The sequence below is a fragment of the Microcoleus sp. BM001215392 genome, assembly GCF_036700185.1.
GTDB lineage: Bacteria > Cyanobacteriota > Cyanobacteriia > Cyanobacteriales > Microcoleaceae > Microcoleus.
This window is the reverse complement of the sequence record NZ_JAUBOJ010000662.1, coordinates 1-1871: the sequence shown is the minus strand read 5'-3', so window position 1 is coordinate 1871 and position 1871 is coordinate 1. Positions and strand designations below refer to the sequence as shown.

Here is a 1871-nt window from a genome sequence, read left to right as displayed (position 1 = left end):
TATCAAACAGCTTTAATCAATTTTAACAGAGCTTTGCAGGTACGCCCGGGCAATGCTTATGCTGTCAAAGCTGTTGACAATACCAAAAAGGCGATCGCCGGCAGACAAACTAAATAATCCACGTTCACATTCACTTGAAATTCATTAAACATAAAATCATGAAACAAACATCAGACAAACTAGAATTCGTAGAAATGTCCGCATTTTGGATACAGCTATTTGTTGGGGGTAGTTTTTTGTTGTTCGGTTTGTTTGCGGTTTTGTTTTCTGGAGGTTTTTTCGCTGCTTTATTTGCGCTCCTTGGTGTGGTATTGGTAATATTTGTAGAAATTGAGACTATTACCTTTGATAAAAATCTCGGTCATATGACCATCAAGCGACATAAACCACTTATTGCAAAAAGAAAATCCCTCAAACAGTTGATTCAACGTATTTCAGGCATAGAAATACAGGAAACAAAACTTATTAAGCACCTGCTTCAAGATATTTCCGGTGTGGAAATACAGGAAATTTCAGATAGTGAGAGTAATAAATATCGTATCTGCGTTGTATTGCACTCAGGTAAGCAGCGTGTTCCTCTAACTTCTGGTTTTACCACTGGTAGTTTGGGAGGCTATCATAAACAAGCTGAAGTCATTGCGATATTTTTGGGTATCCAAAATTACGGTATTGACGGCTTTCCCACAGACAACTCTGATGAACTTCAATGGAAAACTATAGAAGAGGAAATTGCCCACTGGAAAACTGCGATTGAAAGTGATTCTAATGATGCTGATGCTCACATGAGATTAGGATTGGCTTTGATTAGTCAAGACAAAACAAACAATAAAGAACAAGCAATGGGCTACCTAAAACAAGCCGAGGCTCTTTTCAAAAGTCAAGGTTATGACGAGGAAGCTATGCAGGCGGCTCAACTTTACGGTGTGGCTTATTGGGGAATGCTTGGAAAGTGAGGTTAATCCGATCGAGATTGATGCACTTAGACTCAAGAAACCGATGTTTCCCCACCAGCAACTCAAGAATCATCTCCGGGTACTCAGCCATCTCCTCGACTTGATGCAGCATCTGTTCCCGGTAACAAAGATGAATTCAAAAAATTAATGAAACTTGGCTATTTCTGCTACGCGCAGAGAGACTACCAAACGGCTTTAATCAATTTTAACAAAGCTTTGCAGGTGCTTCCGGGCGATGCTTATGCTATCAAGGCTGTTGACAACACCAAAAAGGCGATCGCCCGCAGACAAACTAAATAATCCGGGGACGAGAAATTAGTAATTCACATCATTTCCCAAAATAACAGGATAAACTTATGAAAATTCTCAAACAAACACCAACTGAACTAACAATTCAAACTTCGAGAATCTGGAATGTATTGCTATTGATTTCTCCTTTCCTCGCCCTGGGATTATTGCAGATTATATTGGCCTGCAATTGGATAGGGGGAGGGATATTTCTGTTGTTCTCCCTGTGTTTGTTGGATGGCGCGATCTCGGAAATCTATATCTTTGATAAAACTTTGGGGAAAATGACCGTTAAACGGCGGGGTTTGTGGCTTAATGATGTTACAGAACGCTCAATTCGCGATATTTGTGCAGTGGAATTAGACGAAATAGAAGATGGCGAGGGAAATTATAGCTACTATGTTGAGTTATTGATATTGGGGTGCGATCGCATTTGTTTGAGAAGCAATTCAGTAACAGAACAATGCCAAATGGCTGACTTAATCCGCAGCTATGTCTCGACGAGATACGATAGCACTGAAGCAATATCTTTGCCAAGCAAGTGCACCGGAGGCCTGGTCAAATAATCTGTGCATGATATAGCAAGTCTAAATGATTCACAAAATTTTATTAAATACAATGGTTATGGAT

At 39.9% G+C, this 1871-nt stretch carries 3 protein-coding genes; all 3 read left to right on the top strand.

Annotation, left to right across the window (positions count from 1 at the left end; genetic code table 11):
• The first annotated feature begins 158 nt into the window (after positions 1–158).
• The 3 genes from QT974_RS33925 to QT974_RS33915 all read left to right on the top strand — a co-directional run bounded on the left by QT974_RS33925 (position 159) and on the right by QT974_RS33915 (position 1807).
• Positions 159–953 (top strand): hypothetical protein, encoded by a 795-nt coding sequence (locus QT974_RS33925; RefSeq protein WP_333472748.1) that lies wholly within the window; start codon positions 159–161, stop codon positions 951–953.
• Positions 954–1100: 147 nt separating this feature from the next.
• Positions 1101–1253 (top strand): hypothetical protein, encoded by a 153-nt coding sequence (locus tag QT974_RS33920; RefSeq protein ID WP_333472747.1) that lies wholly within the window; start codon positions 1101–1103, stop codon positions 1251–1253.
• A 56-nt stretch (positions 1254–1309) separates the two neighbouring features.
• The gene (locus QT974_RS33915; RefSeq protein WP_333472746.1) at positions 1310–1807 is read left to right on the top strand and encodes a hypothetical protein; all 498 of its coding nucleotides are present in this window, start codon (positions 1310–1312) and stop codon (positions 1805–1807) included.
• Positions 1808–1871: the final 64 nt, after the last annotated feature.